General features: G+C 55.1%; 17 protein-coding genes. 9 read left to right on the forward strand and 8 right to left on the reverse strand.

All coding sequences use genetic code 11. From position 1 onward, the window contains the following. Nucleotides 1-47 precede the first annotated feature (47 nt). Both ACR3ZL_RS03975 and ACR3ZL_RS03980 read left to right on the forward strand, forming a co-directional pair. On the forward strand, nt 48-560 hold the full coding sequence (locus tag ACR3ZL_RS03975; RefSeq protein ID WP_473649187.1) for a hypothetical protein: 513 nt from the start codon (nt 48-50) through the stop codon (nt 558-560). A gap of 366 nt (nt 561-926) precedes the next feature. Then, on the forward strand, nt 927-2,270 hold the full coding sequence (locus ACR3ZL_RS03980; protein ID WP_473649186.1) for a Gfo/Idh/MocA family protein: 1,344 nt from the start codon (nt 927-929) through the stop codon (nt 2,268-2,270). Nucleotides 2,271-2,391: 121 nt separating this feature from the next. On the opposite strand, the gene ACR3ZL_RS03985 is transcribed toward ACR3ZL_RS03980, so the two are convergent. Both ACR3ZL_RS03985 and mobA read right to left on the reverse strand, forming a co-directional pair. After that, on the reverse strand, nt 2,392-3,702 hold the full coding sequence (locus ACR3ZL_RS03985; RefSeq protein WP_473649185.1) for a molybdopterin molybdotransferase MoeA: 1,311 nt from the start codon (nt 3,700-3,702) through the stop codon (nt 2,392-2,394). A gap of 6 nt (nt 3,703-3,708) precedes the next feature. Further along, entirely contained in the window at nt 3,709-4,305 is a 597-nt protein-coding gene (gene mobA / locus ACR3ZL_RS03990) for a molybdenum cofactor guanylyltransferase (protein WP_473649184.1), read from the reverse strand. A gap of 488 nt (nt 4,306-4,793) precedes the next feature. On the opposite strand from mobA, the gene ACR3ZL_RS03995 reads away from it, so the two are divergent. The 4 genes from ACR3ZL_RS03995 to ACR3ZL_RS04010 all read left to right on the forward strand — a co-directional run bounded on the left by ACR3ZL_RS03995 (nt 4,794) and on the right by ACR3ZL_RS04010 (nt 10,082). Further along, the gene (locus ACR3ZL_RS03995) at nt 4,794-5,705 is read left to right on the forward strand and encodes a helix-turn-helix transcriptional regulator (protein WP_473649183.1); all 912 of its coding nucleotides are present in this window, start codon (nt 4,794-4,796) and stop codon (nt 5,703-5,705) included. Between the two features lie 271 nt (nt 5,706-5,976). Further along, nucleotides 5,977-6,507: a hypothetical protein gene (locus tag ACR3ZL_RS04000; protein ID WP_473649182.1), complete on the forward strand. Its 531-nt coding sequence runs from the start codon at nt 5,977-5,979 to the stop codon at nt 6,505-6,507. Between the two features lie 393 nt (nt 6,508-6,900). Beyond that, nucleotides 6,901-8,406, forward strand: a complete 1,506-nt coding sequence (locus ACR3ZL_RS04005) for a type II secretion system protein GspD (RefSeq protein WP_473649181.1) — start codon at nt 6,901-6,903, stop codon at nt 8,404-8,406. 50 nt (nt 8,407-8,456) lie between these two features. Next, nucleotides 8,457-10,082, forward strand: coding sequence for a COG1470 family protein (locus ACR3ZL_RS04010; protein ID WP_486173225.1), 1,626 nt, complete (start codon nt 8,457-8,459; stop codon nt 10,080-10,082). 27 nt (nt 10,083-10,109) lie between these two features. Here the strand turns inward: ACR3ZL_RS04010 and ACR3ZL_RS04015 are convergent, their stop codons facing one another. Continuing rightward, nucleotides 10,110-13,544: an aminotransferase class I/II-fold pyridoxal phosphate-dependent enzyme gene (locus ACR3ZL_RS04015; protein ID WP_486173564.1), complete on the reverse strand. Its 3,435-nt coding sequence runs from the start codon at nt 13,542-13,544 to the stop codon at nt 10,110-10,112. A gap of 318 nt (nt 13,545-13,862) precedes the next feature. Next, complete coding sequence (locus ACR3ZL_RS04020; RefSeq protein WP_473649179.1) at nt 13,863-14,621, reverse strand: hypothetical protein; 759 nt, start codon at nt 14,619-14,621, stop codon at nt 13,863-13,865. Here ACR3ZL_RS04020 and ACR3ZL_RS04025 point away from each other — a divergent pair. After that, the gene (locus ACR3ZL_RS04025; protein ID WP_486173226.1) at nt 14,620-15,057 is read left to right on the forward strand and encodes a hypothetical protein; all 438 of its coding nucleotides are present in this window, start codon (nt 14,620-14,622) and stop codon (nt 15,055-15,057) included. The two genes, ACR3ZL_RS04020 and ACR3ZL_RS04025, sit on opposite strands and share 2 nt — an antisense overlap. A 116-nt stretch (nt 15,058-15,173) precedes the next feature. Here ACR3ZL_RS04025 and hemQ read toward each other — a convergent pair whose 3' ends face one another. Both hemQ and ACR3ZL_RS04035 read right to left on the reverse strand, forming a co-directional pair. Continuing rightward, nucleotides 15,174-16,064, reverse strand: a complete 891-nt coding sequence (hemQ, locus tag ACR3ZL_RS04030) for a hydrogen peroxide-dependent heme synthase (protein ID WP_473649177.1) — start codon at nt 16,062-16,064, stop codon at nt 15,174-15,176. A 139-nt stretch (nt 16,065-16,203) separates the two neighbouring features. Continuing rightward, on the reverse strand, nt 16,204-17,175 hold the full coding sequence (locus tag ACR3ZL_RS04035) for a hypothetical protein (protein WP_473649176.1): 972 nt from the start codon (nt 17,173-17,175) through the stop codon (nt 16,204-16,206). 540 nt (nt 17,176-17,715) lie between these two features. On the opposite strand from ACR3ZL_RS04035, the gene ACR3ZL_RS04040 reads away from it, so the two are divergent. Next, nucleotides 17,716-18,783: a 3-deoxy-7-phosphoheptulonate synthase gene (locus ACR3ZL_RS04040; protein WP_473649175.1), complete on the forward strand. Its 1,068-nt coding sequence runs from the start codon at nt 17,716-17,718 to the stop codon at nt 18,781-18,783. Between the two features lie 35 nt (nt 18,784-18,818). Here the strand turns inward: ACR3ZL_RS04040 and ACR3ZL_RS04045 are convergent, their stop codons facing one another. Next, nucleotides 18,819-22,472 (reverse strand): mechanosensitive ion channel domain-containing protein, encoded by a 3,654-nt coding sequence (locus ACR3ZL_RS04045; protein ID WP_473649174.1) that lies wholly within the window; start codon nt 22,470-22,472, stop codon nt 18,819-18,821. 239 nt (nt 22,473-22,711) lie between these two features. Further along, on the reverse strand, nt 22,712-23,941 hold the full coding sequence (locus ACR3ZL_RS04050) for a pyrophosphate--fructose-6-phosphate 1-phosphotransferase (protein WP_473649173.1): 1,230 nt from the start codon (nt 23,939-23,941) through the stop codon (nt 22,712-22,714). 509 nt (nt 23,942-24,450) lie between these two features. Between ACR3ZL_RS04050 and ACR3ZL_RS04055 the strand changes: the two genes are divergently transcribed. Next, nucleotides 24,451-25,986 (forward strand): circularly permuted type 2 ATP-grasp protein, encoded by a 1,536-nt coding sequence (locus ACR3ZL_RS04055; RefSeq protein WP_473649172.1) that lies wholly within the window; start codon nt 24,451-24,453, stop codon nt 25,984-25,986. The last annotated feature ends 83 nt before the right edge of the window (nt 25,987-26,069 follow it).

A 26,069-nucleotide genomic window follows, 5' to 3' on the forward strand; every position in this document is an offset into this window, starting at 1 on the left:
GAGATCTACTAGTCTAGCCTGCTACCACGCATCGTCCGAAGACCACTATGTCGCCATCCTCGCCCAACCAACCTGAATCGCTGAGCAATCCACTGGACGGGGACGCCGCCACCGTACTGACAAAGCTCAAAGAGATCGCTTCCAATGAAGGTGTTCCAGATGTCGCGGTGTGGTGTCTGAAATGCCTGCAGCATCCCAATGCGGAAATTCGCGAATGGGCCGCTGAAGCACTTGCTGAGTCGGTTCAGCCGGTAACCGCCGAGGCCGGTGGTTTAATCCAATGGACACGAGATCGAATCGACTCGCTAAGTTCTTCGTCTGCGGAATCGGCCGGTCAAGCCACAGGTGCCGCGACGCAGGCGGGTAACGCCGCCCTGCTAACCGATCAACTGTACTGGGGCGTGAAGGTTCTAGGTCGATTGGATTCGGCCGATGCCGACACGCGTGGAGCCGCTCGGGAAGCCGTCGACCAGATCTCGTTACTCTCCGTGCCGGACGATGATTCTGCGATGCAGGCCGTCATCGAACGTGCTCGCCGAACGGCAGCAAGGTTGGCGTAGCCCGGGTTTTAGTAGCCTAAATGCTGTAAATCGCGGCTAAAGTGCGACTTTCGCGGATCCGAATGAGCAGGTTTCCGGAGTGGATTCAGCATGCTCGAGAAGTCTTCTACGACCGCGTGACCTGTAAATCGCCTCGAAAATCCTCTCGCTAGCAATTCGATAAGACCGATACCCTGGTTTTGTCCGTCGTGCATCATGCGTTGACGGAATTCTTTGGCTATAATCATGCCCTGTTCGCTCTTGACCATAGCGGCGTAAGGGGATCTTCGTGGCACTTGGTGCCTTGCAGGGATCTACTGATTGCCGCTCCCGCCGGTCTCCTACCTTCCTTTCGAATCCTAGACCTTCAGCAACATGGATAGCTCAATGCCCCAGAAACCTACCTCTAAAATTGTGGTTCCAGCGACAAACCCTCAGTCGGCAGCGAGCCGTCGTACATTCCTGCAAGGCTCGACCGTTTTGGCCGGAACTGCACTTTCAGCGACCGCCATTCCAAACGTACACGCCGCTAGCGACGACACGATTCGTTTCGCACTCATCGGCTGTGGTGGTCGTGGTGCAGGTGCTGCAGACAACATTATGAAGACGAAGGGCAACGTGAAGTTGGTTGCTGTTGCTGACGCGTTCCCCGAAGTTGCGAAGAGCAAGTTGCGTCGTTTGGCTGGTCGTCACGGCGACAAGGTCGGTGTGACCGAAGACGAAATCATCGGCGGTTTGGACGGATACAAGTCCGCCATTGATGTCGATTGTGATTTGGTTGTGATCGCCACACCGCCCGGCTTCAAGCCGCAACAGTTTGAGCACGCGGTTAAAATGGGACGCCATATCTTCATGGAAAAACCGGTTGCCTCTGACGCGACTGGCGTGAAGCGAGTTCTGAAGGCAGTGGAAGAATCCAAGAAGAAGAACTTGATGGTCGGCATCGGTCTACAACGTCGCCACGAACCACGTTACATGGAAACCATCAAACGAATCCACGATGGTGCCATCGGCGATGTGATTTCACAACAGGTTTACTGGAACGGCAACGGAATCTGGTATCGCAACCCAGCTCCTGACTTCACCGAGATGCAGGGCCAAGTCAACAACTGGTACCACTTCAACTGGCTTTCAGGCGACCAAATCTGTGAGCAACACATCCACAACCTGGACGTCGGTTGCTGGGTGAAGGGTGAGTACCCTGTTTCCTGTAACGGCATGGGTGGTCACCAACAGCGTGAAGCGGGTGACGGATCGAAGTCACAAATCTTTGACCACACTTTCTGTGAATACACCTTTGCTGACGGTTCGAAGATGTTCAGCCAAGGTCGACACCTCAAGGGTGGCTGGAGTCACGTGGGCGAGTTCGCTCAAGGTACGAAGGGATCAGCAAACCCGTCGGGAAGCATCACAGGTGAAAACGCCTGGAAGTTCGAAGGTGAAAGTCCCAACGGACACCAACAAGAACAGCACGACCTAATCGAAGCGTTAATGCGAGGCGAGATCTACAACGAAGGCGAGTACGGTGCGAAGTCAACGTTCTGTGCCATCTTGGGTCGCGAAGCTTGCTATTCAGGCAAGGTCGTGAAGTGGGACGATTTGCTTGAAAAAGGCCGTGAATTGGCACCAGGCATCGATGACTTCACCTACGATTCGGAGCCACCTGTTGTCCGTGGCGAAGATGGCAAGTACCCCATCCCCGTCCCTGGTAAGTACAACCCGTTCGGTTAAGCGAGAATCCGCGGTCACTCGCTTTGCCAATTGCGGGTGACTCAGAAAACTCGATTCGTTCAAGGTCACCGTTTGGGAATGCTCTGCGTTCCGAAGCGGTGACTTTTTTTATTGACTTGGTTTATTGCCACGCGAAGAAAGGCCAAGGGCCGGGAGTGTTGGCGTGAGGTGGCATCTCGATGAAACCATCGCTTTGGGCGAGCGTGAGTAGGTCGCCTGAGCCCTTGCCTATCACCAGCTCAGCAAGGCCTGGATGGGCTTCGTGGTGAGACGCTGTGTCCGTTGTGTTGGCCACCATCCGCACCGCCCGTAACCAGTACATAGGCAGCGTCTTGCTTCCCAGTTCAGCGAGTGTGACCGTGGGTTGAGGCTTTTGCCAAGCGGTCACGCCACCCAGTCGCGCGATCAATGGCATCGCGAAGCGGACCGCCCCCATGGTGGCACTGACGGGGTTTCCGGGAAGGCCGATGATCAGCTTGGCCGGTGACGTCGATGATGTTTCTAGGATGGCGCCTAAGATGGGCTTGCCAGGCCGCAGCGGTAAACGATGAAAGAGAGTTTCAGCGCCAATGGAATCCAGCACAGTCGGCACATAGTCTCGGTCTCCCATGGAAACACCGCCGGTCAGCAGGACGACGTCATGCGTCGACAGTGCGTCCTGGATCGTCGTCTTCAATTTTTGTGGATCGTCAGGACCGTGCAGCAACGAGGGGGAGTCGACGTAAGGGCAACGATGCAAAATCGCTGAGAGTGCTTCGGCATTGCTGTTGCGGATCATCCAAGGCGGCAATTTCTCTTTTGTGTCTTCAGATAATGCCAATTCGTCGCCGGTTGTGATGACCGCGACGCGCACCAATTCGTGCACCGAAACAGACTGGACGCCCACCGATGCGATCGCGGCTGATTGTGGTCCAAGGATGACTCCACCGGGTGGCACTGCGACGCCGCCTGCTCGCTGGTTTTCCCCCTGCCAACGAATGTTCGACCCCGCTGGGATTTTTCTCGCTGCATCGGTCCACTGGACCGTGTCTGTTTCGCCCGAGTTGCCTTCCAAGCCCGTGTTTACTTCTTCAATGGTGTGTTCCCGCTGAATAACTCGGTCACAACCCTCGGGAACCATCGCACCGGTAAAGATTCTTACCACACCTTGTCGGGATGCCGTTTGCGGATCCAGGTTCGGTGGCGGCGATCCAGCGGACGACTCAGCGATCACTGGCCATTTCGATTGTTTCTCGATTTGTCCCGGGAACACCGCATAGCCATCCATTGCGGAAACGTCCGCCGCTGGGCTGTCTCGATCCGTCAGAACGGGGGTTGCTAGGACCCGTCCGATTAAGTCGCGGCTGGATGATTTCGTTGAAAGGGTTTGGCTTGCCAGCGGAACCAATCTCGCCGCAAGCATTTTGATCGCACTATCAGGGCTGAGAATCATTGGGCTCTATTGGTTCCAGTCGTCGGGGTGGTTGACGTTCTTGAGCGTGCGCCGAGGCATCGGTACTCGGTGATGATTGCGTTTTTCGATGAAGCGGTACAGGCTGCGATCGTTTGAATTCGCCAATGCGGCAATGGATACTAGCAATCCAACGGGATAGATCGCGATGAGGGGCTCTAGTTTATCCGGTGTGTCGATCGCGACCGCGCATGAGACTTCGTCCGGGAATCGTACGAACGATCCTTGAATCCGTTGCAGTTGTTCGGTTTTCAACGAAGGCACATCGACCGGGACGACAAGGACGCCGAGACAGTCATGGGTGGTAGCGAATTCCAATGCTTGTCGTAGACCCTCAGCGGGTCCAAGATTGGTTCGTTCGTCACGCAATATTGTGACATTCGCTGGAACGATTTCCGCAACGTCATTTTGGTTTTGGGTTATCGAACAGACCACGGTGTCGCATAGCGGGCGAACTTGTTCAATCGCATGATGCAAGAATGTTGTGCCATCGGCGTGGGTAAGCGTTGCCTTACAACGGCCCATTCTAGATGAGCGTCCGCCGGCGAGTACGACGCCTAGTAGCGGGTAAGAAGGCGAATTCACAAGTCTTGTCTTTTCGCTGTGGGGTTTATCTCATTCATGCTCAAAAAGAACGTCGAATAACATGGCACTGGCGAGACACGGTTCGGCGTCAAGCAAGTGCTTCGAGTCTGCAACAAATGAGGGGGTGATAATTGAGTGTTGGCGGATGAGGTGACTTCGAAAAGCAAGCAATATTATCGTACGTGTCGACCGGTATGGTAGTCGACTCTATTACCCATCGTCAGCCTGGGGGTATATGACTTCATGACTTCATCGTGCGTTGAAGCTACCGCAAGTGGCCGATGCGACGTTATCTCTCAAGGTTGAGTTGGCTTTCGTCTTGGCAGCTAATTTGAAATCGGGTACCAACTCGCTCATTCCTAGCAGCAAAGTTTTGATGTGATCCGTCATTGATTACTTGATCTTGCCGCAGAGGAATAATGACGCGGGCACAATGAATTGGGGCAAACAGAATTATATAAACTTTGTGTTACTCGGTTGTTTTGCCTATGGTTACTTCAAACGATCCTTCCTCTGATTTTAGAGGTGCGGTTGGTCACAATGACGCCTCGAATGCACGCAGTCGTGCCGATCTTCCGCGTAAATCCAAACAGCATTCAGGGACCCAATCCGAGGCAGAAGCTTCGGCGAAAATTCCGCTTGTTGTCATTCATCCCAATAGCGTCGTTCAAGTCGGTCTGCAGCACGCTTGGTCAACGTCATCGTTCGTTCGGGTGTGTGCAGTCGGGGCATCCTGGAGTGAGGTCTCCCAGAACCAGGATGCAACGACGGCCGAAGTAGGAATCCTGGGCTTACCGGCTCAGTTCGATATTCGAATCGATGAACATCGACGTGAAATCGACGCTCTTGTTGGAAAAAACAGTCATTTGAAGTGGATTGTTCTCGCGAATCGTCCTTCGAATGCTTGCCAAACATGGGCTCTGCAGGCGGGTGTGCAAGGTTATGTTGACGGCGACTACTCGGCTGAACGGCTTGAATCAATGGTCGTTTGGGTGCATGCCGGACGTCGACTGGGGTTCGACCAATCCAATCGGGAAAACGATTCGGAGGACGATCGAGATCCAACTAGGGGAACTACATCCCGTTTGGTTCAACAGAAGCGTTCTGTTCCAGTTGAGGCGGAATCCGTTGCTTCGGAACAGTTGCAAGATCAGCATCGTGTTGAAGCGGCGCATGATCCGCATTCTACCAAACCGAGTGCGTTGCATCGATTGAAAACGCTATCACGGCGAGAACGCGAGGTGCTTGATGGTCTTGCCGCGGGTATGACGAATCAACAGATCGCTAGCAGCTTGTTCTTAAGTGTTAAGACAGTTGAGACCTATCGAAGTCGTCTTCGCCAGAAGCTCAACCTAAAAGATCGAGCGGATATGGTTGCAATCGTGCGTCAAGATTCGTGACGTGATGCTCACTCTGATCTTCTAGGGTGTCTTGCCCTGACAATTCACCGAGATAGTGCTCAATGTGTAAGTCTTAGGAACGGGCCTGACGCGTTATGTGAGCATCGGTGTCAGGAATACTCTGACTTCTTTTAGAAATGATTTTCGCGTTCAGAAATGAACTTAAGTTTGAGTGTCAGCCCAAGCGGTTGACCGCGGCTAGTCGACGAGCCGCCTAACTACCTTGAGTTCACATCTTGCTATCACGTCATATTCTAAAAGAGTCAATCCAATGAAACGCCTCATCAATTACAAGTTTGCTTTCGCTTTCGTTGCCAGTGCGTTTGTCGCCAGCCAAGGTCACGCCCAAACAACCGACAGCCAAAAGTTTACCGTTACAGTGCCCGGTAACATTTCCATCGTTGCTCCCGTGGACGCAGCGTTAACCCACGACGAAAGCAATTCGAATCAAGCGTTCCCCGTTCAGACTTGGTCCGTTGTCGGTAACAGTATTTCGGGTGTGTCGGTCGCCTTTTCGACATCGACACCTTTTGTTCACGCCAATGATCCAAGTTATAAACGCGACGTGAAGCTTGGTCTGGCCGTCGGGACAACCAGTGGTCCTGGAGCATGGACGGTGACCCAGGCTTTGGACACGACAGACCACGCTAATAGTGATAACGATGCATCAGTGACTGCGTCCAGTAATGGTACGGCAAGTGCCTCATTCAACTTGGCGGTCAACTTCATCACCGGTACCTACGGTAGTTTTCCATCTGGAAACTATGAAACGACGGTAACCGGCACCGTGACAGCGAATTAATTGTCCGTCGGTCTGCGATTGCAGATTGAGGAATTTTGGCAGACGCGACAACGGAATCGGCAAGTGCCCCATTGCCGATACAAAGTGTCGTCGCGTCAGCCTGTGTGAGACGCCTGGACGAGGTCGTAGTGGCTTCGTCCAGGCAGTATCACGGCACGAAACCGGATCGATCTGAGCGGGCCGTCACTGGGTGATTCAATGCTAATGCCCCTTAGTGAATCGCCTTGATGGTTCGTTCGGGTAGGTCCTCACACGTTCACGGTTGGTGGACGTGTGTTTCGTGCGATTAATGCGTGTCAGGTTAATCCGCATAGGCATACTCTGGGCCACCAAGTATGGATGCGTTCACTTCAAAAATATGTCCGCTGTGTTTGTCGTAGGTTGTCTTTCCCGTTGTCTGTTCGCCCCGTCATTTCCGTTTGGCTCCTATTGGCTTCGATGCTGTGCAGTGCGTGCGTTTATCGTCCGCTTCCCAGCCGAACGTCGATTGATGAATTGGTCCAGGAAGCGATCGACCATTCGGGCAGTCCTACGATCGTCGACGAAGTCACATTTGATTCTTTGGAAGCGGAGCTAACTTCTGTTGACGGATTGGTCTATCCGACTGAGGCAGAGTCAATCGTGCCGCTGACGCTTGATTCGGCCACCATCGCAAAGATCGACGCGACGTTGGCCGACGGTGATGTGATTGATAAGCGATTACTGATCAGTGAGGAGTTCATTGAGACCGACGTTCGCGAAGTGTTGACCGTTCTGACTTCGGAAGCAAACCTCGACTTGGTCTTGGATGACAACGTGGGCGGGATCGTCAATACGAGCTGCCACGACCTGACGTTCGAACAAGCAATCGAGAAGGTTTTGATGCCGTTGGGTTTAGCTCACTCCATTTCAGACGGCCAAGTCGTGGTGGCGCCGCCAGACCCGTTGTCACCGCTGTTTTCGCGAGTATCAGTGAAACGAAATTTTCGTCCCTTGCATATGGATATCCGATCTTTGCTGGACTCCGTTCCGGTAGGTTTGCTTCAATATGTGACCCCCATTGATTCCGCCAAGTTGTTGCTCGTTCAAGCACCGTCCCGGATCGTCGACGAAATTTTCGAGCGATTTGAAGCGGTCGATCAGCCGGTTTCGCAAGTCGTCTTAGAAGCCATTATCTGCGTGGTGTCGCCTGACTCAGGATTTCAGTTTGGGTTGGATTGGCAGCACGCGGTTGAACTTGATAGTGCGAAAGCGTTGGCGTTGGGAGCTTCGGGACTCGCGCTGAACGGCCAAGTGAGCAAGTCCGGTTTGGATGAGGTGTTTGGAAACTTCAGTAGCACCTCGACCTTCATCAAATTGCTCAACGAACACGGCTATTTGACGATTCGTGCGTCACCCCATGTGATGGCGAAAGACGGCGAGCAAGCGAATATCGCTATCAATCGCGAGACATTTTTTTCCGTTCAGCCGACCGGCAGCCAAAGTTCCAGTGCGGTTTTCTTTCAACAGGACATTCAAAAGGTTGATGCCGGGATCACGTTGGATATCACGCCTCACATTCGCGGCGATGTGGTCACTATTGATATCGAGAAAGCGGAAGTCAGCGAGGATGTTCGGACAGCGAACAACGAGCTGTCTGTTAATCCTTTTCCGGTTATCAATCGCCGCAGCGTATCGACGACGGTCAGCGTTAAGGACAGAAAGACGATTGTGATCGGCGGCCTCGTTCAACGCGAAACCATCGATCAAGTGAATCGAATTCCGGGGCTGAGTGGCTTGCCATTGGTGGGCTACCTCTTTCAAACAACGCAGCGTCAAACGCGTGATGCTGAGGTGGTGATCTTCATCTCGCCTCGTATTGTTCGAGCGGACGAGACTGCTGTTTGTCACGCGACCTATGACGGCGAGCTTATTCGCTAAACGCTGCTGAATCCTTCCTACCCTTCCTCCCGCCTTGCTACCTGCTTCCCATGTTACGCAACATCACAATCCATTCTTGTCTTTTCTTATTTGCGATCACTTCGTCTTTTGTCTTTCATTGCAGTCGCAGTGAAGCCGCAGGTGCCGAACCATCTGCCGAAATTCGTTCAGATGAAAAGCGTGTGTCGCTGACACGAAGCGTCGAACCTTCGTTTCGAGTGGAGCCTGTTGTTGAGCGACTAAAAGGACGCAGGGGCGAGACGCTTCCATTTTCGTTCGAACTTACTTCGACGGGAAAGGCAATGGATTTAGACGTTCGGCCGGTGAGTCTTCGCCAGGAAGAGTCTGGCATTATCCTTCACGATGAAACGAGCGATGCGATTGACGGAGTTACCTTCACCAGTCCGACGCAATTCAAATTGGCACCGGGGGAAACGTTTCGCATCGAGGGAAACGTCACCGTTCCGTTAACGAAGACCAACTATATTTCTTTCGGTCTGTTGGTCAAAGATAGTGGCCGGATGAGTGCACCACCAAAAGACCAAGCCGATGACGGTTCCACTCATGCAGCAATTCGTTTTGTAACCCAGTACGTTTTGCGAGTCGACATCGAGACCGGCGCTCAAGATGCTGGCGATATGGATGAACTGTATTTCGAAGATACCGGCCTCATTCAAAAGAAAGGGGTGCCGTTCGTTCGAACTTATTTGGTGAACCCGACTGCGTATGCACTCGAGTCCCAAGTGCGGGCTTCGATTGCATTCGAGGATGGAGATTCGCTAGATCCGTTGTTGCTGGGAATGCAGTCGCGAACTGAGTTACCAGGAAACGCCAAGTACCTTGTTCGGATCATGCCCCGAAGTCGGTTGCGGTTGGAAGGAAGGATTGAGGACTTGCTAGATTCTGGCGCAGTTGCGCTGAATTTGAAGCTCAGCAACGGTCGCCGGACGATGGTCGATCAGACCGTTCCGGTTCAGGTTGATAGTTCTGATTTTCGAGCGATGCATGCTCGGGTAAAGCGGGTTGGTCGTGGAGTCACGATTCATCCTGCTCAAGTGGAATTAGGCCGGATCGGTGGCACCCATCGAGTCACCACTTTGCAGGTCAGCAATTCCGGCGACGAGCCTCAAAAGGTGCAGCTGATCCCGCGTGATGCTGCTGGTAATCCAACAAAGTCAGTCATGCTTTCCAGCCAAGAGTTCACGGTGCGGCCGGGCCGAACACAAACCATTCGAGCCATGCTTCGAGGTAGAAGCGAGGACTCATACGAGTGGGGGATGATCGATGTCCTGTGTGATCAATCCAATTCGGCGATCGAGATGGCGTTGGTCCACAAGATGCGGCCAGAACTGGAACTGGTCGCCGGAGAAATGCAGTGGGCCAATCTTCCCCAAGGCAACGCATTCGTTATGAACATCGATAACCGCGGCGATGGTTTTGCACCGCTCTACGGTGAGATGCAAATGGCCGCAACAAGCGGTCACCCTATCGAACTTGCCGATGGGTATGGCCGATGGCTTGCCCCGGGGAACTCGCGAGAACTGCAGTTCTTTGTTCCTAAAGGAATCCAGCCTGGGTCCTACCAAATTGCAACAAGAGTGACCTCTCTCGATGGCGTCGTCGTGGCGGAGCGGACCCTTGTTGTTGAGCTCAGCCAAGACATGCTGACCCCTTGATGATGCATTGCTAACTTGAATTTTAAGTTAGCCGGTTTCCGCCAAAGATGCCGCCGTCGCTTCGCAGAGTTCGCTGTAGTGATGACGCGTTCGATCAACCGTAAACTGAATCTGTTCTTCGGTATGTTCGCTAGTGATGAAGAACCGCAAACGAGCGGCGGATTCATCCACGGCAGGATACAAAATCGGTTGGACGTTGATGGCGTCCTTCTTCAGTCGATTGCTTAACCTTAACGCTACAAGCGAGTTGCCCGTAATCACCGGAACGACAGGAGTCCCACCGCTATCGCCGGTGTCGAGGCCTGCGTCCTGACACAGTTTTAAGAACAATTCGCTGTTCTGATGCAGTCGGGTGACGCGTTCAGGTTCTCGGTCCAGGACTTTCAGTGATGCCATCGCCGCAGCCACTTGAGCGGGCGGCATACCAACACTGAATACGAATCCGGGGGCCGTGTAGCGAAGCAGTTCTATCAATGCTTGGTTACCGGCAATGAAGCCACCGCATGACGAAGCTGACTTGCTAAGCGTACCCATCCAGATATCGACGTCACGTGCGTTGAATCCTTGGAACTCGGCCATACCGTGACCGGTCGCGCCCATCGTGCCAAACGAATGAGCCTCGTCGACCATCAGCAAGCAACGATGACGTTTCTTGACTTCGATGAACTTGGGCACGTCGGCGTAATCACCGTCCATGCTGTAGACGCCCTCGATGATCACCAGTGTGCGTCGGTATTGAGGCCGAAGCGTGGTGAGCATGCGGTCGAGTGCTTCGTAATCGTTGTGCGGGAACGGGCGTCGTTTGGCACCGGATAGCAACGCCCCTTGGACGATACTGTTGTGCGATAACGCGTCGTGCAGGATCAGATCCTCAGGACCGACCAAGTGACCGATCGTAGTTTCGTTCGTCGCGTGCCCACCCACCATTAAGATCGACGCGTCCACCCCAACCCAGTTCGCGATCCTACTTTCCAGCTCACCGTGGATCGGCTTTTCACCACTGACAAGCCGACTCGCCGAGACGCTGGTTCCGTACTTTTGGATCGCATCGGATGCCGCAGCGGACACTTCCGGATGACCCGACAAACCGACGTAGTTGTAGCTGGCAAAGCTGATGTATTCTTTTCCGTCGATCACGGTGGTGTCACCCACGATCCCGTCATGCACTGTGAAGAACGGGTTCGGGCACCCGGTCAATTGCATTTGACGCATCGTTGTTTTCAAACGACGGTATTCGGTGAACTGGGTTACGTCGTCTTCGGGCGCAACGGTGGTCGAGCGAATCGGATGCGACACGCTTCCGTTATTTTCTGAAATAGCCGCTTGCAAACCAGAGGCATCGACTTGATCGTCGCTCGCACCCAATTGGCTGCTTGGGTCACGCAAGAAGGCTTCGGCGCGGCTCCGCGTACCGGCTGGCAAATAGCGTTCGACCGCGGCGGCGGTTTGTCCAATCGTCTCGATTTCATCGAGTACTTGTTCTGGAAAACGACCGCCGAAGGTGCGCTCAAGATTGCGCACGATCTCGAGTCGTTCGAGGCTGTCGAGCCCAAGGTCCAACACAATGTTGGTATCGGTGGATATCTGGCCAGCCCGTTCGCCCGCGATTCGGCGCACATGGGATTCAACCGCGTCAATGACGATCGGGTCCGCTTCGACGTTTAGCCCCGCCGTTCCAGCGGCGGCCTTCATCATCGTTTCGCCACCACCCGCACCGAAAGCCATTGACGATTCTTCGCCACGGACCCACTGGGCAACGGTCTTCAGTTCGTTGTCGCGAACAGCGTGCAAGCAAGCGTGACGTTGAATTTTACCGCTACTGGTTTTGGGGACGCTGCTATTGCGGACCAGGTAGATTGCATCGGGCGGTAGATCATGTTCCGCCGTTACGGCTCGGCGAATCGCCTGCAGGTGATCGTCCCAATCCATGTCTCGGCGACGAATCGTTTCCGCCACAATAACGAGTTGTTCGCGATCGCTATCGGTCATCGCGAACGCAGCAACGCTACCGGCCTGAACCAAGTCGCTGGCGTTTTCAACGGTCTCTTCGATGTCTTGCGGATAGCGATTGACGCCTCGCACGATGATCATGTCTTTCAGCCGGCCGGACACGTAGAGTTGATCTTCGTGCAGGAAGCCCAGGTCGCCGGTGCGCAGGAAAGGTCCCTGGTCGTCGTCCGTCATCGCCGAAAACGTCTTGGCGGTTTCTTCGCGTCGCTGCCAATAGCCACGACCGACCGAAGGGCTTTGGACCCAGATTTCACCGATCGAATTGGGGGCCAGGATTTGACGTGTATCCGGGTCAACGATCTCAATCCGCTCGCCAGGCAAGACACGACCGCAACCGGTCAGTTCGCGAGGCGATGCGTCCGCTAAGTCACTATCCGCATCCAGCGGCACGACTTTCTTCTTGTCCAGTTCGGAACCCTCGAACTGTTTCAGAACGGGGCGAGTCTCCTTTGGGCCGCCAGTGATAATGAGGGTGGTTTCAGCCATCCCATAGCACGGCAAATGCGACGACGGCCGAAAACCCACCTTCTCAAATCGCTCCGTGAATTGTTTGAGTGTTGATGAGCGAATGGGCTCGGCGCCGTTGAAGGCTACGCTCCACGTCGATAGGTCCAGGCCTTCCAGTTCACTATCGGAAATCTTGTCGACGCAAAGTTGATAGGCGAAATTCGGTCCACCGCTGATCGTCACACGATGTTTAGAAATGACTTGCAGCCAACGTGCCGGTCGTTGCAGGAACGCCATCGGACTCATCAGCACATTGGGGCTGCCCATGTACATCGGCATCACCACGCCGCCGATCAGTCCCATGTCGTGGTAAGTCGGTAACCACGATGCACCGACAATCGCTTCTTCGGGTTGGAAGGCGTGCAGGATCAGTTGGCTGTTTGCGATCAGGTTTTCATGCGTCAGCATCACCCCTTTGGGTGAACCGGTGGAACCAGAAGTGTATTGCAACACGCCCAGTGAATCGCTGCGCAACCGAGGGCAGCGCCAGTAAGAGCTATCGCGATGTTGAAGCGAATCGGTTCCCAAAAGCTGCACACCGACTAAGTCTTCGTGAAGCTCTGGACCGGAAAGTTGTTCGATGACGGACTGAGTCGACAGGGCCCAACGCGCATCGGCGTCCAGCACAATGGAACGAATCCGTGAAGCCTTGCGATTTCGTCGTGGTGGAAAAGCAGGAACCGCAATTGCACCCGCGGCAAATACCGCGAACAACGAAACGACAAAGTCCAGACCGGGAGGGTAGAGCAAAAGCACGCGGTCGCCAGGCCGGATGCCGCATCGACCTTGCAGGTAGCCAGCTAGCCCACGGACTTCTTCCCAAAGTTCCGCGTAGGTCAGCGATTTCTCGACCTCTTCCCCATCCGTGAATGAGAACGCATTTGCGCCCGGGCGTGCCTGTTCCCAGTGTCGTAGAATCGACACGAAATGGTCACGCGGCGGCATGTCGCCGGAAAAGTAGTTTTGCAGATCCACCAGATATCAGCCTGTCACAGGAATGAACGTCGCCTTCATAGTCTATCTTGCCCAACCGGATTCATCATTAGGAGAGGGTGAAAAGGCGATTCCGCCTTCTCTCACCCCCCATCCCCGCCGACCGGAAACCACCAGGATGGTAACGACGGGAGAAGGTAGGTTGAGTGATCCCCCGTTGAAACCCAGTAGTCAATGACGTCAGGGTGTGGGCGAAAGGCCGGCGGACGTGGAAGCAAATACTGCTAATCCGGCGGCCCTAGATTCGTTCCTGGCAATCACCCCCGCATGCTAACGCCAAATTCGAAGTGCGGGCAATCCAGCGACGCTTGACGTTCCACCTGCGACCGGCCCCACGGTGGCCGTCCCCGAGCTTGGCATCAGTTCCGTGGCACGAAGTCCGGATTGCAAGCTGGACCGGTTGTGTTGCCGAGCGAGCATTCCGTTGGTATTTGCCGCGAAACTGCCGTTTTGCATGGGCTGAACCGCGGTTGTGTCGGACAGTGGACGCAGCCGCGAGGCAATTTCAGGCGACACGTTTGACGAAGCCAATTGCGTCGCTTGTGGTGCGACCCGCCCGACGGGTTCGAAGTCCACCTTTTGTTCTCGAGCGATTCGCATGGACTGCTGGGGGACACTCACGGTTTGCGTTTCAGGTTCCCATTTGACCTCGGTTTTCGTTTCCGCAAACACCTCATCTCGGGCTTGCCAAAAGGTTTGGGGAACGTGGTGGTAGGCAACGCGAGGCTGGACAAACGGATTCCAGCGGCCTTCCACCTTAGGAACCCATCGGTGCTCGGTCACGGGAGTGTATGATCGCCGCGTAGTCGGACGAGTTTCCGTGACGGTTTTCGGTTTATAAACCGTTTGCTGGCGTTGGGTCATCTTGGTTTCCACGACCGGACGTTCCACCGTCCGGGTGACTTTCCGATAGACGATTCCCGTTGCCGGATCGGTGTAGAATCCGGAAGAATCCTGTGCCGCTAATGAACTGGTTAGCGCAAACGAACCAATCCAAAGCAAACCTGCTTTGACAATCAAATGCCGCATGACAATCCTTTGTCGTGCCAAATGGACCCATCGCGACGCTGCCCAAAACGCTAGAGCATACGATCCGCCGGAGCAGAAAAACCGCCGCTTGGCGAAAGTCCTTGCGATGAAGACAATGCTTTGGGTTTCGGCGTCAGAGCCGAGTCGCGATGAAAACAAACCGCCTTCGGAGACCAAACACGTGACGATCACCCCGGATATTCTGCCTATCTTGCGCTGTCCTTCGGGTGGTGAGGGTCTCACCCTCGCCACCGACGAAATCTTGCAGCGTGTCAATCAAAGCATCGAGCAGGGACTGGCTCGGGATCAAGTCGACGCGCGAGTCGATGAGCCTATTGAGGCGGGCTTGGTCACTCGGCAGGGCGACCGGCTGTACCCGATCCGCAACGGAATCGCGACGCTGATCGTCGAAGATGCGATCCGGTTAGAATCTTAGAGAAGGCCTGGCCTAATCTTAGCAAGGGCCTAGGCAAATAGACGTGCTGGCCGGCGGAGCGGCACGATGGCCGCTCTGGTCGAGTGACAAACGCTCTCGCTTAATAAACGCTATCGCTATGCCGACAGACGGCAATGCTTCAGGATCTCTTCGCCGTTGGAGCGATAGCCGACATAGAACGGGCCGAACTGACCGTACTTAGCACTGGCCTCGTCAAATCGCATCTTGTAGACGATTTCTTTCAAGTATTGCGGATTGCGGCCCCACAGGGTCACCATCCATTCCCAGTCATCGAGTCCAACGCCTACGGAAATCAGTTGGCTGACCTTCCCGGCGAACGCCATGCCGCTTTGTGCGTGCTCTGCCATCATTTGGTTGCGGTCACTGAACGGTTCGGTGAACCAGTTTGCTCCCGGCACCCGGCTTTTATTCATGGGATAGAAGCACGCGGTTGGCCAATCGGGGAACTCCGGTTCCAACCGATTTTGGTTCATCATCGGTAACCGTCGCTCGTAAGCACTGACCTTGGCTGCCAATTCCGGCGAATCCGCTTCGTTGCCCTCTTTGATCAAACGCTGGCGATACTGTTCCACCGAAGGGACGTATTCGCTGACTTCGCTCATCGAGATGAACGACCAGCTCGCTTCGAGGTAGCGGCCGATGCCCGGTGCTAGTAGCGATTGATGGATCCCTTCCACCTTGGCGGGATCGGGGTCCATCACCATGACAGCGAAATCGGCTTCGTGGCCACTGATCCAGTACGATGCCAAACGACGCGGCATGGCGTCGTCGCCGGGGGCCAACGCGTCACAGAATTGCTGACACAAGTCCGCACTAAGCGGCCCCTCGATCAGATCACGACGGAAGCGATAGAAATAATGCCCGACATGCCATCCGCATTCAGGAATAGCCGATGGTTCGGGGAGTTTCGCGTGCGGACGCACGCCCGGTGGTGGGCCACCCGCTTGCGGGCGTTGCGGGCGAGAATCAGCGGAGGGGGTGTCCATATTGGCTTCGATTGCTGTGGGGCTAGAAGTTGCGAAAACGGATGCGCAAGCTAAACGCACCGCTAGTTTCCACCCGATAGCGAATCGACGCAACGGCTGACCGTTACTCAAAAAGCCTCAGCCATGGATTGCGAAGCCGCTAGCGAAGCGTCCACTGCAAATAGCGGTCGCGGTACCCATGCTGGCGATTCCAGTGTCGTTTGCCTTCGGCGCCGAAGTACCCATACGAATACGGTGCTTTCCAGCGTGGGGCGACGGTCGCGTCTGGAATGGGCGGGTTCACCTTCGGTCGGTTCTTGATCCAGTGCGTGCCCATGCCCAAGCGGCCCGGCCCGGCACTGCTCGGATCGTTTTCGACGCCAGGCAGTTCTGGAAGGACGGATCCGTGATGCAAATGGGAATGATGAGTCGGTTGGCCGGTGGGTGGCGCTGTTTCGTCGGCTATGTAGCCGTGTGGGTTTCCAGCGTGCATCGGTACGCCAGTGCTCCCAAGCGAAGCTCCATTTGAGCTGGGTTTTGGCTGTGCAGCTGGAGCTTCGATGGTTCGATGGGGTGGCGAGGCCCAAGGGGAAACCGAGGTGGAAGGCGACCATTCGCTCGGATCGCCCCATACCAACCCGCCGGAATTGACGGGAGTGTGTGAATGGATGAGTTCGCTAGAACTTGCAGATTGCCTAGAGCGTTCTGGTCGGCTGGAATTAGAAGGCCGGCCGGTTTGATCCAGTGGCTGTAGCGTTGGCGTCGCGGGGGCTTCCGATAATTGTGGAGGGTTGGTTAGGCGCGAATTCGAGGTCGCGATGGGTCTCATCAGCACGGAATGCCAATCTGCGGCGGGCTGCCAGTGGGATGCGGGCTGAACCGGTGAGTTCGCACGAGCTGATTGTTGGACCAATTCTTGCTGGCCAACTTGCTGCACGCCAGTTTGTTGATTCACTCGGTGCTGGTCGACGCTGGCATCGTTCAATCCCGATGCTCCAATCCCAGATACATCGTCCAACGGTGCCACAATGACGGGTGGGGGCATCCGGTGCGACCAGTCCTGCTCTGCTTGCACGGGACCGTATGCGAATATCACTGCTGTCGCAGCCGCGCCCCAGCGTAAATGAATCATCCGAAATCCTTTTCGTGTCCCAGGGAATGTTTCGCGATGTCGCCGTTGGATGTCGCTTTAGGTTTGGCCGTAGTGGACGAAGTGAGGATTCTTTCCGCACTGAAATCAAACGGACTCGTAGCTTCGTCTGCTACTGAAAAACTGATCTTATGTGTCAAAACCGGAAAGCTTGCGTGGTGCCGCTAAAACGCTTGCTTAACGACCGAGTCGGCGGACGCTGACCTCAATCTTTCGTCTGGACGGATCACGAGGGAGCGAAAGCTGACAAGCAGAGCAAGGCAGATTGGACTCCATCATCACTCGGCGTAGCAAATGGCGACGGCGAACGGCAAGATTGGTCCGGGATAATCCGAAACCGCGACGGCGACTAGCCAGGTTTTTGGGTCGGATTGGCTAGTAAATCGCCTGCTGGATTCGGGCCGTTTTGCGAACGCCGAACCACCGCTGGCCAATTTTGTCTGACTTGGTGATCGAAGAAAACGCTCGCCTTGGATAACATGTGCACCTAACTTACTCGCCAAACCTCGAATTTCTGATTTCATGACGAACGCAACGAACGCCTCTGCTACCGACGATTTACGGATTGGATCGATCAAAAACCTGATGCCGCCGCGTGAGTTGATCGATGAAATCCCAGTCGAACCCGCTGTCGCCGAAACGGTATTGGCCGGTCGAAAAGGCATCCAAGATGTGCTGAGCGGCAAAGATGACCGCCTCGTCGTCGTCGTCGGTCCCTGCTCGATTCACGATCCAGACGCGGCTCGCGAGTACGCCGAAAAGCTGGTCGTCGAGCAAGCCAAGCACGCTGGCGAGCTGCAAATCGTGATGCGGGTCTATTTCGAGAAGCCACGCACCACCGTTGGCTGGAAAGGACTTATCAACGATCCCGGTCTGGACGACAGTTTCGAAATCAACCGTGGCTTACGAACTGCCCGCGGCTTGTTGCGTGATATCAACGCCATGGGACTTCCCACCGGCACCGAATTTCTCGACCTGATCAGCCCGCAATATGTCGCTGACTTGGTCGGTTGGGGAGCCATTGGCGCCCGAACAACCGAAAGCCAGGCCCACCGTGAACTGGCATCGGGGCTGTCGTGCCCCGTTGGCTTCAAGAACGGAACCAGCGGCAATGTCCAGATTGCGGTCGATGCGATCTGTTCAGCACGACGTCCTCACCATTTCTTGTCGGTGACCAAGGATGGCAACTCCGCAATCATTGCGACGATCGGAAATCCCGATTGCCATGTCATCATGCGGGGTGGCAAGTACACCAATTACGACGCGGCCAGTATCGATATGGCTTCCGAGTTGCTTGAAAAGGCCAAGCTCACACCTCACCTGATGATCGATTGCTCGCACGCAAACAGTCGCAAACTACATAAGCGTCAGCGATACGTTTGTCGTGACGTTTGCAGTCAGGTCAGCGAAGGCGATCGACGCATCATGGGTGTGATGATTGAAAGCAACTTGGTCGAAGGCAATCAAAAACTGAACGCGACTCCGCTTACCAAAGGCGTCAGCGTTACGGATGCCTGTATCGGTTGGGAAGACACGGTTCAGATGCTAGACGACCTAAGTGCAGCCGTCGTTGCACGTCGTAGCGTTTAAAGCTTTCGGGCCCAGAACTGCTTGAGCCCGCAATTTTAAGCGGGCCGTTTGCGACGGGGGCGAGACCGCGAAAGTAGCGGTTCATCGTCCATAATATCTCGCACCGATGGCTGAGTCGGTTGGTTGGCGGCCAACAGATGTTTGTCGTCGAGATAGCGACGAACCGTCTTTAAAAGTGAGTCTCGGAATCGAGATACTTCGCGATCGTCTTCGATCCAGGCTCTTAGCTCGATTCGCTGCGATCGTTTGCCAACACAAACCAGTGTCGCTTGCGGAGCCGGGGTCAGTAGCACCTCATCTTGCTCGATCGTCAGTTCTTGCAGTGTGCGGCAAATGTCGGCCGGACGTTCGTCGCGTGTCACCGCGACTTCGATCGCGATCACATTCAGTCGGCCGGCACCCATCCAGTTCGTCACGTCTTCATTGACGAAGTTTTTGTTCGGTACTATCACTTCGCGGCCATCGTCATCCGATAGCACGGTGGTTCGAAGTCTTTGTGCGGCGACTCGGCCGGTCACTTTGCCGACACTGATGAAGTCGCCCAAGCGAGCTGGCTTTTCAAACAACACAATCATGCCGCCGTACAGGTTGCGGACCATGTCCTGCAATCCAAAGCCGACGCCGATCATCAGGCCCACTGCGAGCCACTGGATTGCTTGCCAGCGAATGCCAATCCATTTGCAGGCGATGAAGCACCCCACGCCAAACAAAAGGCAACGCCCTAGCACCAGCGAAAAGTGTTCCATCCCCTCGTCGAACGAAACACGCTGCAAAACTAAAGCGTCAAACAAAGCGGGCAGCAACTTGGCGAGTTGGAAAGCGACGAACAAGGTCGTGGCGGCCAACACAAGGTGCATCACCGTGACCGGGGTCGCGGCGGCTACCGACCGAGTGACGGGGTTTCCAGCCGTGTCAAAAGACGATTCCGTGATGGTATCTTGAATGGTCCAGACCACCGGGTTGCCCATCTTTGCATTGGGAAACACATCGATCCATAGCCAGCCGATGGCCACGATGCCAGCGAGAACTAATCCGCACTGGCACAAGAACGCCAAGTGATGTTTCAGTTCCAGGAAATGTTCGCCCAGCACTCCGGTTACCTGTCCGACGGGCACTGTGTCATCGTCGGAGTAGCCAAAGCTGGATTCACGCGCGTAACGGCCTGACTCTGTTTGCGATTTCTCGTTGTCCACTGCCGAGCCGGTCAACATGTACCAAGCTCGAGCGGACAGGATCTTGATTCCGCCCCATAAGGTCGCGGCGATGCACAGCCCGACCAGCGTGAAGATGACCCGTTGGATCAATTCGTTCGCCGTCAGCCCATAGCCGAGGGCGGATAAGCCTAGCATTCCGATCGGGAACCCGACGCCAGCAAAATACAGCAGGAACCGGATACGATGGATCACGCGACCGCCAAACTTGGCCACCAACGGTTCCAAGAATCCGCCGTTGGGACGCAGTGACAGATGTGCTGTCCAGGCCACTAATGACATTGCCGTCATGAAGCCAAACCGGGCAACTGAATCCCGCCACATGCCCGCGTCGATGAGGCCCGCCAACGTGGTTAGGTAAGCCGCCAGTACGAGTCCCATGCCAATCAGCGTTAGGTAGGTCGTTGCTCGATCTCGACGTGGTAAATCGACGTCAACGTGCTTGTCGACGTAGCCTGATTTGCGAAGCAATTGGCGGGGGACTTCGACCATCCAGGCCACTAAGCTAGCCGCGTAGAAACCACTCGAAGCATGCAGTGTCGATTCGGTAACCAGCCCATTGCCAAGCCAACGGGCGAGTAAGTACAGAACCGCTGGGATCGCCGAAGCGACCAGTACCGTGAGAGCCCCAGCGATCACCTTTCGCGTGTCGGCGGTTGCGTTTCGCATGCGATTCTTTTCGCCAATGCCAAGCAGCCATGATTTTGCATACCAGCGAGCGAGCATGATCAGGAGAGCCGAGACCAGGAATCCGATTCCGGCACCAGGACTGGTTCGCCATTTGTCTTCGATCGATTGGCCAAATTCGCCGCTGCGCCGGGAACTGAATAGAGCTGGCACACCGCTTTTCAATTGTCGGACGTCATCGGTGTCGACTGGATCGCCACTGCGGATCCAGGTCACGTGCCGATCGATCAACGCGTGATACTCGCTGCTAAGCAAGGACAGTGCATTAACCGACGAATCCAATTCGCCCAGCTTTTGTTGGTAGTACCGGTATCCTTCTCGAAGTGCCGTTAGCCATTGGTGTCGTTGTTGCAGTAGATCTTGAACCTGCGATGCGAACGCCAGGTTTTGTGAGCTGGTGGCGTCCATGCTCACTTCATTTAAGATCGACTGACTTTGTTCGCGAGGCCGGGACCCATCGTGCTGAACCATCTCAAGTTCAAGTTGTTCTTGTCGCGAGCGTCCCAGTTCTTGACCGGCGAAGAGCGTCTGGGAGTCTTCCGCCTGCCAACGTCCCAGTTGCTCTTGTTTGTTGCGCAACAGAAGACCGATCGTCGGAGTCAGCCCGTAATGGTTCAGCTTGGTGTTAACGTCGTCGTAGTCGTATCGAGTTGACGCCAGTTTGTCGTTGGCTTCGTCGACTTGGCGAGCAATGGTTCCGATCGATTCGGCGAGGTTGACCCAGCGGTCGACGAAGCCAGCGTTTTCCAGAGCCAGGTCCGAGATAATGGAATCGGGGATCGAAGAACCTTTCGAGCGGGCAATCGCACGAAACCGCTCAGCGGTGTCGCGGGCCTGTTCGATGGCTTGGTACTCGTATGCTTGGGTTTGTCGAAGGCGGCGGTTGTCGTAGCGGGTATCGAGGACGTTGTTGGTGTCCGAGCGAGCGTCGACGAAGCGTGTGTCAGCAAATCGGTCGTCGTTATAGCGTGAGTAATTTGCCGATCTGGAATCGAACGTCCTGCCGTCAGCGGACCTAGAGTCAGTCGACCTCGTGTCATCCCATCGAGCGTCGGGCAGTTGTGGGTGGAGGCCGTTCCCTCGATTGAATGATTGCGATACCAAACGAGCGGGTACGCTGCCGGACGAGTTGCGGGGAGTCGAGCTTTGGTTGGACGGGGTGTCGCCGGACAGCGAACTGTATGCGTTGGAGCGTTCGGTGGAGAGTTTGGGGGGCGCGATCAGGCGAGTGGTGCTTTGGCTGCTCGGAGATCCCCAGCCCAACGATTGGTTTTGGGAGGTTCTGTTGGGGAAGCTGGTCGAAGTTTGGATCCCCGTCGATGTCGAGTTGGCTGATGCTGAGGTAACCGGTGCCGAAGAAATCGGTGCCGAGTTGACGATCGAGCCGCGGACGACCGTCGAGCCGTTGATCACGACGGGCGTGCCAATGGTGTGAACGGACGAGCCCGAGACTCGTGAGCCCATGGTTTGATTGTGGGCTTGGTTTCCACTGGAGGAAAATGTCCCGTTTGAGCCAATGACATGACTGCCTGCGGGATAGCTTGCGACCGGTTGTGGGATCCCTTGGTTCGGATAGACCGTGCTGCCGACACTGGGATAAGAGTTTCCCGAGTAGATCACGTGGGATGAAGCGGTGCTTTGTGCCACGGACTCGGCCGGAGCAATGACCAGGCACGCTGCGGCAGTCATCAGACCGGCAAGCGAGCACCACGAAAGCTGACTGAGCAGTTTGTGGGATGGTTCAATTGGGGTGCAACCGTGGGCATCTTGCCGATGGAGCGAATCGGTCATCGTGACCACTACGGGGTTGAGCAACGTCGGAAAGCAATTGCGGAAGCTCGTTCTTCAGCAATTGGGAAGCCAGCCCTCCAGCACAGCTTGATTACGGATCGCGGGTCTTGCGTGGGCCCGGTTAGCACGTGGGATTTTCGCAAAATCCACAGCGTGCCAACCCGAAATCGAGCTGAATGGACGACAGGGTGACGCCATCAATACGTGAAACCCTCGTTCAGTTCCATACCGATTCAGTTTCACGCATGCTCGGTTTCGACAACGTACCCCTTGGTTTGGTTGATTTCGCCAAGCAATTCTTCAAACCAAGTCAGGTTGATGTCGAACGGTTTCCCGCCGCGAATACGATCAAATTCAATCGCTCGTAGCTCGTCACCTTGATCCTCGTCTTCGCCAATGACTCCGCCCACGCCAGCGATCGCACATTCAACGGCTTTTTCAGCACATTTCGCAATCAGTTTGACGTCGTCGGAATTGGCGGGAGCCGCTCGGCTGAAGTAGCCGCTCTTTTGAACCAGCGTCTTTTCGGCACCGAGCATTTCGCCGAATTGCTTGCCGAACCATTTCCCGGGGTTAACCGCGTCGAGCTTGTAGTGTCCGAATGCGTCGCGAGGAACGATTTCGCCGCGGGCTTCCATTTCTTGGACGATCGTGTCCACTCCCGCACCTTCGGAGATAAAGATATTGACGCAATCGTGCTTGTCCATGATCGCACGCAATCGGTCCGCTTCTTCGGTCAGGTCGAAGTGCATTTCCGGAACGAAGACGGCATGGACTTCTTTACGTTCACGGCTGAGACCCATTTCAGGAACGAAGTTCAGGCGATCGAGTCGCTTGCGGTAGGCGTTGGCGGTCGCGGCGGTCAGCCAGCCACAATTACGGCCCATGACTTCATGAACGATCAACATGCGAGGGTTGGCGTTGTGCTCGCCGACAATGTTCTCGAAGAATTTCGCGCCTTCTTCCGCGGCGGTCCAAGCACCCAGGCTTTGTCGAATCGGAATGACGTCATTATCAATCGTCTTAGGCAGCCCGACAACGGTTAGCTCGTAGTTGTTCTTTGCCAAGAACGCAGCCAGGTCAGCGGCGGTCGTGTTGGTGTCATCGCCACCAATTGTGTGCAGTACATCCACTTGATCCGCTTGCAGGCGTTCCGCAGCCACTTGCAGAGGATCTTGTCCGGGCTGGACAAGTTGACGTTTGACGCAATCTTCGACGTTCGTCAATTTGACGCGGCTGTTGCCGATCGGGCTGCCGCCGTGTTCGTGAAGCACGCCGGCTTGCTTTCGCATTTCGGGAGTGACCAGGAAGCTATCGCCTAGCAAGAGGCCTTTGTATCCCGAGCGGTAGCAAAGGATCTCGACCTCAGGAGCTTTCTCGGAATAGGACTGAATCAACGCACCGATGGCGGACGAAAGACAAGGCGCTAGGCCTCCCGCGGTGAGAATTCCAACTCGCTTGATCGACATGATTCCGGATCCTTGTTTGGGCGTAAACGGGGGCGGCTTAGACTGCCGTAGGGATAACTTTGGTCACGTAAATTACAGCAAATCCAATCGGCTTGTTATGTATTTTATGTTCACCGCGAGTCTGACGCCATTGTGCCAATCCAATGGCGGGCTGCAGCACATTGCCGCGCAATACTGAAAACGCTGCACAAGGCTGCAGCGTGACTGATATCATGCGGGGGGATCGCTTGCCGTTGATTCAACCGAGGACAATGAACGCTGACCAATTTGGGGACGAAGCCGCCTCGGCTCACCAGTCAGCCTGTTCCGCGCATCGAATTGATAAGCAGTGGATGCTTCGCATTGTGAATATCTTATTCACCGGGTCTCTTTTGCGGATTCGGTTGAAACCTTAGCCAATGCGATGAATTAAACGCTGTTCGAGACATTCGATTCATATACACTGGCGTCGAATATACAACTATCTCATTGCCGGTAGGCGGACCGGTAATACGCAAGGGCTCTACACCATGCAGTCGCAGTCGCAATCCGCCCATACAGAACCGGGAGCTCCATCTGGGAACGAATGTGTTTCCAAATTGCCCGGTTATCAGACCGAAGGTTTCTATGACGAAGTCGTGGATGCCAACGGAGTCGCTCGTCCTGACGCGATCGCGTTGGTCGACCTGATCAATCGTTTGCCTGTGGGCGAATTGATTCGTCGCCAAAACGCGATCGAACGTTCGCTGTATCAAATGGGGATCACGTTCACGGTCTACAGTGACGAACAGGGCACTGAAAAGATCATGCCTTTCGACATCGTCCCGCGAATCCTTTCGGCATCCGTCTGGACCGATGTCGAACTCGGACTGAAGCAGCGGATCCGGGCGTTGAACCGATTCTTGTCGGACGTTTATAACGAGCGAAAGATCATCAAAGAGGGGCTGATCCCCGCCGAAGTGGTGGATTCTTGCCCACAGTATTTGCCGCAATGCATGGGGCTGCGTCCGCCTCAAGATGTCTGGTGTCACATCACCGGTACCGATTTGGTGCGTGACAACAATGGGGATGTCTTCGTTCTGGAAGACAACCTGCGTTGCCCGTCAGGCGTGTCGTACGTGCTTCAGAATCGCTCGATGATGAAGAAGAACTTTCCCGTGGCGTTCTCGGATTCGAGCGTACGTCCGGTCAGTGATTATCCGGCACGTCTGTATCAGATGCTTCGCCAAATGGCGCCCGCTGACATGCCCAACCCGACCGTCGTGGTGCTGACGCCCGGGGTCTACAACAGTGCCTATTACGAGCATTCTTTCCTCGCCCACCAAATGGGCGTCGAGTTAGTCGAAGGACGCGACCTGATCGTTCAAGACGATCGCGTCTACATGCGAACAACCGATGGTTTGCAGCCCGTTGATGTGATCTATCGTCGCGTGGATGATATCTTCCTAGATCCGGAAGTCTTTCGTAAAGATTCGGTGCTGGGAGTCCCAGGATTGATGCGTGCTTATCGCGCCGGCAACGTCGCGTTGGCCAATGCACCTGGAACCGGGGTCGCCGATGATAAGGTGGTCTATGCCTTCGTTCCGGAAATGATTCGGTTCTATCTGGGTGAAGAGCCGATCTTGAACAATGTACCGACTTACCTGTGTCAACGTGACGAAGATCGCAAGTACGTCCTTGAACACCTGGATGAACTGGTGGTCAAAGCGGCGGGTGAATCGGGCGGCTACGGGATCTTGATTGGGCCGCATGCATCGGAAGCGGAACGGAAAGAGTTCGCTGAAAAGATCTGCGAAAATCCCCGCAACTATGTCGCCCAGCCAACGCTGCAGCTTTCTCGCGTGCCCACGATGGTTGGCGAGACCCTCGAGGGGCGTCACGTCGACTTGCGTCCGTACATTCTTTGTGCCAGTGCTGACAACATGGACGACGTCTATGTGTTGCCCGGCGGATTGACGCGTGTGGCTCTTAAGAAAGGGTCGTTGGTCGTCAATTCATCGCAAGGTGGTGGCAGCAAGGATACCTGGGTTGTGGCCAGTCCCGGCCAGGACGTTGCGAAGCCGTAGTGCTTTTTGTTGGCGACGCGATGGCGTTTCGTGCCATCGTGGTCTTTGGGGCACCCCGGCTTTGTGGTGTCCGTTTCCTTTCA

The organism is Rhodopirellula sp. J20-39 (assembly GCF_057365095.1).